The sequence below is a fragment of the Serratia sp. (in: enterobacteria) genome (genome assembly GCF_046715635.1).
Lineage (GTDB): Bacteria > Pseudomonadota > Gammaproteobacteria > Enterobacterales > Enterobacteriaceae > Chania.
Genome location: NZ_JBKJYW010000239.1, coordinates 1 through 6114, shown reverse-complemented (window position 1 = coordinate 6114; position 6114 = coordinate 1). Strand labels below are relative to the sequence as shown.

Annotated in this window: 5 protein-coding genes and 1 pseudogene; 3 read left to right on the top strand and 3 right to left on the bottom strand. The window is 51.4% G+C overall.

Features of this window, described 5'->3' with window-relative positions:
* Positions 1–815, top strand: an 815-nt coding sequence (locus tag ACLQ7H_RS12000; protein ID WP_411752863.1) for an IS110 family transposase, incomplete at its 5' end; no start/stop codon positions are given.
* A gap of 189 nt (positions 816–1004) precedes the next feature.
* On the opposite strand, the gene ACLQ7H_RS11995 is transcribed toward ACLQ7H_RS12000, so the two are convergent.
* From ACLQ7H_RS11995 to cynR, 3 genes are all read right to left on the bottom strand, one after another.
* Positions 1005–2597 carry an ABC-F family ATPase gene (locus ACLQ7H_RS11995; protein WP_411752862.1) on the bottom strand — a complete coding sequence of 531 codons (1593 nt, stop codon included), beginning with the start codon at positions 2595–2597 and terminating at the stop codon, positions 1005–1007.
* 733 nt (positions 2598–3330) lie between these two features.
* Entirely contained in the window at positions 3331–4161 is an 831-nt protein-coding gene (locus tag ACLQ7H_RS11990) for an isocitrate lyase/phosphoenolpyruvate mutase family protein (RefSeq protein WP_411752861.1), read from the bottom strand.
* A 138-nt stretch (positions 4162–4299) separates the two neighbouring features.
* A complete protein-coding gene (cynR, locus tag ACLQ7H_RS11985) occupies positions 4300–5190 on the bottom strand; it encodes a transcriptional regulator CynR (protein ID WP_411752860.1) in 891 nt (296 codons plus the stop codon).
* Between the two features lie 118 nt (positions 5191–5308).
* Here cynR and ACLQ7H_RS11980 point away from each other — a divergent pair, with 118 nt between their 5' ends.
* Together ACLQ7H_RS11980 and ACLQ7H_RS11975 are read left to right on the top strand one after the other, a co-directional pair.
* Positions 5309–5962, top strand: coding sequence for a carbonic anhydrase (locus ACLQ7H_RS11980; RefSeq protein ID WP_411752859.1), 654 nt, complete (start codon positions 5309–5311; stop codon positions 5960–5962).
* Positions 5963–5986: 24 nt separating this feature from the next.
* Positions 5987–6114: pseudogene (locus tag ACLQ7H_RS11975) on the top strand (cyanate hydratase); the annotation flags it as partial.

The window sequence follows — 6114 nt, the reverse complement described above, 5'->3', positions numbered from 1 at the left end:
GTGACTGTCATATCTGCATGGAGGCCACCGGGAGCTACAGCACGGAACTGGCCACTTATCTGGCAGACAACCACTACCACGTCAGTCTGATGAACCCGGCGTGTATCCATTCCTTCGGCAATACAGAACTGGCCCGGAACAAAACGGACAAAAGCGATGCAGCGATGATAGCCCGCTACTGCGCACTGCATCAGCCTGACCCGTGGTTCCCAGCCCCGTTGAGCGAACGCCAGTTGACCGCGTTGGTCAGGCATCTTAAGAACCTGGAAGAGATGCGTCAGATGGAAGAAAATCGCCTGGAGGTGGCTGAAGCAGTCATTGTCCCTTCACTCAATGAGCACATCGCCACGTTGGATGAACTGATACGAGAAACGAAAAAGAAAATCAGTCAGCACATCGATGATAACCCTGACCTGAAACGGGACAGCGAGTTGCTAAAAAGTATCCCTGGTGTGGGAGAGATGCTGAGCTCCAGCCTGCTGGCCTTCGCTGGAAACCTGCGTCGGTTCACCAGCAGCAAGGCCCTGGTAGCGTACGCAGGACTAAATCCACAGCGATGTGAGTCGGGGATGTTTAAAGGGAAAAGCCGGTTATCGAAAGTGGGACACGGTGAGCTACGAAGCGCGTTATACATGCCCGCGGTGGTGGCAAGCCAATACAATGTTGTGGTTAAAGACTTAACAGAAAGGCTGAAGTTGCGTGGGAAATCGGGCAAAGAGAGAGTGTGTGCGGCGATGCGAAAACTGCTGCAACTGGCCTATGGTGTGGTGAAATCAGGAAAGACCTTTAATGCGGAAATACCGCTTGCCAGATAGCCGACAAGACGGTATCTCTCCCACAGGGAGAGGGGACTGAACGTGCCACAGATTAACTCCCGTGCCTAACCTCTGGCCCGTCTAAATGTGCCACAAATGAACGCCTGTACCTGCCCACAACACCGTACCAGCTCCCTCTCCCTGTGGGAGAGGGTTGGGGTGAGGGGCGTACTGTAAGACTCGAAGGGATCAGTTGATACCCTGGCTACGCAGATAGTCTTCGTAGTTGCCGGTAAAGTCGATCACCTTGTTCGGCGTCATTTCCAGAATGCGAGTAGCTAGGGAGCTAACGAACTCACGGTCGTGGGAAACGAAGATCAAGGTGCCTTCATACATTTCCAACGCCATGTTCAATGACTCGATGGATTCCATATCCATGTGGTTGGTCGGTTCATCCATGATCAGGATGTTCGGGCGCTGCATCATGATCTTGCCGAACAGCATACGGCCCTTCTCACCACCGGAAAGCACTTTTACGCGCTTCTTGATATCGTCCTGGCTGAACAACAGACGCCCGAGAATGCCACGTACTGCCTGCTCATCGTCCTTTTCCTGCTTCCACTGGCTCATCCAGTCGAACACGCTTAGGGTTTCATCGAACTCGTATTCGTGATCCTGTGCGTAGTAACCGATCTTGGCGTTTTCCGACCATTTCACGCTGCCGTTATCCGGCTGCAGGTCACCCACCAGCGTTTTCAGCAGGGTGGATTTACCGATACCGTTGGCACCCAGGATCGCCACCTTCTCGCCCACTTCAACCATCAGGCTGAGTTTGCTGAACAGCGGGCCGTTGTCGAAGCCTTTGGCCAGCGCTTCCACTTCCAGTGCGTTACGGAACAGCTTCTTGTCCTGCTCAAAACGGATGAACGGGTTCTGACGGCTGGAGGCTTTCACCTCTTCCAGCTGGATCTTGTCGATCTGGCGGGCACGAGAGGTAGCCTGCTTGGATTTGGAGGCGTTGGCACTGAAGCGGCTAACGAAGGACTGCAGTTCGTTAATCTGCGCCTTCTTCTTGGCGTTATCAGACATCAGGCGCTCACGAGCCTGGGTAGCCGCCGTCATGTATTCGTCGTAGTTACCCGGGTAGACGCGCAGTTCGCCGTAGTCCAGATCCGCCATGTGGGTACAAACCATGTTCAGGAAGTGACGGTCGTGCGAAATGATGATCATGGTGCTGTTACGTTCGTTCAGCACCTGCTCCAACCAGCGAATGGTATCGATGTCCAGGTTGTTCGTTGGTTCGTCGAGCAGCAGGATCTCTGGGTCGGAGAACAGGGCCTGAGCCAATAGGACACGCAGTTTGAAGCCGGGAGCGATCTCGCTCATCGGGCCATAATGCTGTTCTACCGGGATACCCACGCCGAGCAGCAACTCACCGGCACGTGCTTCTGCGGTGTAGCCGTCCATCTCGCCATAGGCCACTTCCAGATCGGCTACCTTGTAGCCGTCTTCTTCGCTCATCTCCGCCATGGCGTAGATGCGGTCGCGCTCTTCCTTCACCGCCCACAGTTCGGTGTGGCCCATGATCACGGTGTCCAGCACGCTGAACTGTTCAAAAGCGAACTGATCCTGGCGCAGTTTACCCAGGCGCTCGTTCGGATCCAGGAACACGTTACCGCCGCTCGGCGCCAGATCGCCACCGAGGATTTTCATGAACGTCGATTTACCGCAGCCGTTGGCTCCGATCAGACCATAGCGGTTACCGCCGCCAAATTTGACAGAGATGTTTTCAAACAACGGCTTACTGCCGAACTGCATAGTGATGTTGTTAGTGCTTAACACAGCGCTCGCTCTTAATTTGATTGGGAATGTGATTTGGCGCGCATTATGCCATAACGGCGGTCAGAGATCGCGGGGATTTTTGGTTGATATTTGAGCATAGTTCAACATTAACCGGAATGCGCACAATAACCATACAAAGTGCAATGTCATAACAGCGCTTACCTTTGATTATTAGTCTGCCCCTAGCAGAGCAGGCTAATGATTTTTATCAATGGGTATAATGTAAGCTAAAGCTATAACAGCGATTATTGTGCCACTGATGTAAAGCACTCTATCCATTACTGTGTCAAAGTGAAAAAAGAAATAAACGCATAACAGAAAGCCGATGGACCCAAGCATGTTAATCAACGCGTTAGCGATAAAGAAGCACACTTTGTCTTTAAATTTTTTTCCCATTAAGTTCTTTCCCAACAAATGGTTGAGTCAATAAATAGAAATAGGTAGCCTGCTGCTCCATATGCTAGGCCTACAACCATATCTTGAGTCAGTATTACCTGCGCTATTCGCTTAGCTATTGCTTGATATTCCATATCATCCCCATTCGAATGCGCCATCATACAATATGATAAATATGTTATCAATCTGCGTCATGCTCCATGTATAAATGAGGCGTTATACACAAAAAAGCATAACCCTGCCTTCATGAGAGACCTAAATGGGCACCGCATGCAAAGCCCCCACAAGATGTAGCTGGTTGAGAAATGTTGCTGGTAAACTTATATTTATAACTTATTTATTCGAATAACAATTCCGCATCTGTAAAACCATAAAAATAATGTTCCAGAGTATTTGAGGTTCCACTACTGGTAAATTCATTAGCAATACATTTAATCGCTCCCATGCAGGCGAGCATTGGGCATACGCCCAGACTGACTCTGGATGCGCCCGCATTAAAAAGTTTATTTATATCAGGACTGCCTGGCATAGCCATGATATTAATTGGACCTTTGATTTCCTGTTTCAACCGGTTCAATAACAGCAGGTCATCAACACCTGGAATGAAAACCATATCAGCACCGGAACCAAGGTAATGATTAGCCCTTTCAACAGTCATCTCAAAGAGGGTTTTATCATTGGCCTCGTTGACCAAATAGGTATCGATACGAGCATTAATCCATATTGGGACGTTTGAATCCATTGCCGCCTCTCTAGCGGCTACTAAGCGGGTACGTTGCTCATCAATGCTGAACAGTCTTGTCGGTCTGATACCATGGCTGTTATCTTCTATATTAATGCCGACCACGCCAGCACCGATCACTCTTTGCACATAAGCATAAACCTCGGCATCATTGATGCCGTAGCCAGATTCAATATCCGCATTCACAGGAATAGATACGGCATCCACTATCGACGATATTTGTTGCAACATCATCTCTGGGCTTATTTTTTGTGCATCCTTAAAACCATGACTGTATGCAATCCCCCCGCTTGTCGTGCCTAAAGCTAAAAATCCCTCTTTGGCGAAAATCTTGGCACTGGCAATATCCCAGGCATTGGCTAAAAGAAAACGGCCTTTCTCGTTTAGCGTTCTAAAATCTGAGGTTAACTTTAATTGCCTATTCATAGTCATTTTCTCGTTTGGTGGGATAAAATAAATATACAGCGACCAAACGAAGATCTCTGGCGAATTACGGACATGTATTCTTTGTGAGAACTGGAAAGCGGGACTACGTGCTTGTAGTTCTCCCCTCAGATCCGTAAGTCACGCCTTAAAATTTAGCGCCTGCTCTTGCAACATCTCAATCAACGCCCGTGAAGCGGCGCTGCGGTAACCCTCTTTGCGTTGCAGCACCACGGCGTGGCGCTCGGGCATGGGAACCGACAGTTGAATAGGCAGCAGCAGCGGGTTATCCCGTGCGATTGCTTGCGGCAAGATGGTAGCAAGCTGGCCGTGGCGCACAATCTCAACGATGGCGCTAATCGCATTGGCCTCCATAGCGACCTGAGGATAAATCGCGTGCTGTTGGCAATATTGATCGACGTAATGACGCGTGGCGAAGTCGCCGTTGAGTAGCACCAACGGTACCTGTTGCACCTCCGCTACGCTCAAGGCAGCGCGGCGCTTGGCAAGCTGATGCTTCCTCCCCACCATCAGTTGCAGCCGCTCCGTGAACAGCCTGGTCGCGGCTATATCCGCAGAGTGAACCGGCTCGAAGGCAATCCCCAGATCCAATTGGTCATCGCACAATAACGCCTCCATCTTATCCTGCGTCATCTCACGGATGTTCAGGGTAATCCCTGGGTAGCGCCGGAAAAAACCGTCAACTAACGGGCCAATCAGGTAGGAGGTAAAGGTCGGCGTCATCGCCAAGCGGAGGTTACCGCGTTCCAACGTCGCGACATCCTGAATGGCCCGCTTGCCAGCATCCAGATCCTGTAACGCCAGCCGGGCATAGCGCATCCAGGCCTGACCCGCATCGGTGAGTTGCACCCTGCGCCCGGAACGGTCGAACAGCTCAACCTGCAGCGTCTCTTCCAACTGTTTGATCTGCTGTGACAAGGTCGGCTGAGAAACATGTAGCACCTCCGCCGCCCGGGTGAAGTTCCCCTGCTCCGCCACCGCCAGAAAGTAACGTATGTGTCGCAGTAACATAGCGCCTCAACTATTAGTGATACCTATCGAGGTGATTATAAATGAGTCTTGGAACCTATAGCTAGAAAAGTCCATTCTTGCCTCCATTGAAAGCAAGCCACACATTGATGGAGTCACCATGCAAGAGGTTATTGACGGTTTTCTGAAGTTCCAGCGCGAGGCTTTTGTTGAGCGCACAGAACTGTTCAAACGTCTGGCCACCAGCCAGAGCCCACGCACCCTCTTTATCTCTTGTTCCGACAGCCGATTGGTGCCGGAACTGATCACCCAACGTGAGCCGGGCGACCTGTTCGTCATCCGCAACGCAGGCAATATCGTGCCTTCTTTCGGGCCTGAGCCCGGTGGGGTTTCGGCCTCGGTGGAATATGCCGTTGCCGCGCTCGGCGTAGAGGATATCGTGATTTGCGGCCACTCCGATTGCGGCGCCATGACCGCCATCGCCACATGTAAATGCCTGGATCACATGCCCACCGTGGCCAACTGGCTGCGTTATGCCGATGCCGCCAAGGCGGTCAATCAGGCCAATGAACACGCCAGTGAGCACGAGCGTATTAACTCGATGGTGCGTGAAAACGTCATCGCCCAACTCACCAACCTGAAAACTCACCCTTCGGTCGCGCTGGCGCTCGATCGAGGCAATCTGCGACTGCACGGCTGGATCTACGATATCGCCACCGGCTGTATTGACGCATTAGATGGCAATACCCGCCGTTTCGTGCCGCTGGCGAGCAACCCAAGCGTCACCGCCAGCCCAGCTATACAACGCTTCTAATCTACCAAACCTATTGGAGTCAACATGACACAATCACTACATAGCGTTTCAGCACGTCAAAGCCTGACCGACATCATCATGGAGGCTAAAGTCCGTAAAGGCCTGACCTTCGAAGCCATTAATCAAGACACCGGCTTGAGCTTGGCATTTGT